The organism is Saccharothrix sp. NRRL B-16314, assembly GCF_000716595.1.
In the GTDB taxonomy this organism is placed as follows: Bacteria; Actinomycetota; Actinomycetes; order Mycobacteriales; family Pseudonocardiaceae; genus Actinosynnema.
In genome coordinates this window covers 1-384 of sequence record NZ_JNXC01000146.1, presented here as the reverse complement: position 1 = coordinate 384, position 384 = coordinate 1, and the positions used below count along the sequence as shown (strand labels likewise).

Below are 384 nucleotides of genomic sequence, written 5' to 3'. Positions count from 1 at the left end.
GTCGACGACCGTGCGGTACGGCGTGGCGCCACTGCCCTCGCACAGGCCCCAGACGGCCCCGTCGCCGCGGCCCGTCCCCGACCAGGGCCCGGCCGTGCCGAGCCTGCTTCCCGCTCTGCGCGACGCCTCGTCAGGAGCCAGTGCCAGCACCTGATCAGCCGTCCGACGCACCCCCATGGCATTCATGTACCCGACGGTAGAGGCCGCCACTGACAACGCCTCTGGCCTGGGTGTTCGGGGGTGGTGGAGAGGCCGTGAAGGGGTTTGACTTGACCGTCCCTTTACGGTTCCCTGCGAAGGACCAATCGATCACGTGATCCCTCGCCCGCCCGAACCACCGGCCGGCCGACGCACTGATCCACCAGAACAGCTCCAGGGGAACAC

General features: G+C 69.3%; 1 pseudogene. It reads right to left on the bottom strand.

The features are described from left to right. Positions 1-186: pseudogene (locus OQ02_RS46545) on the bottom strand (hypothetical protein); the annotation flags it as partial. Between the last annotated feature and the right edge of the window lie 198 nt (positions 187-384).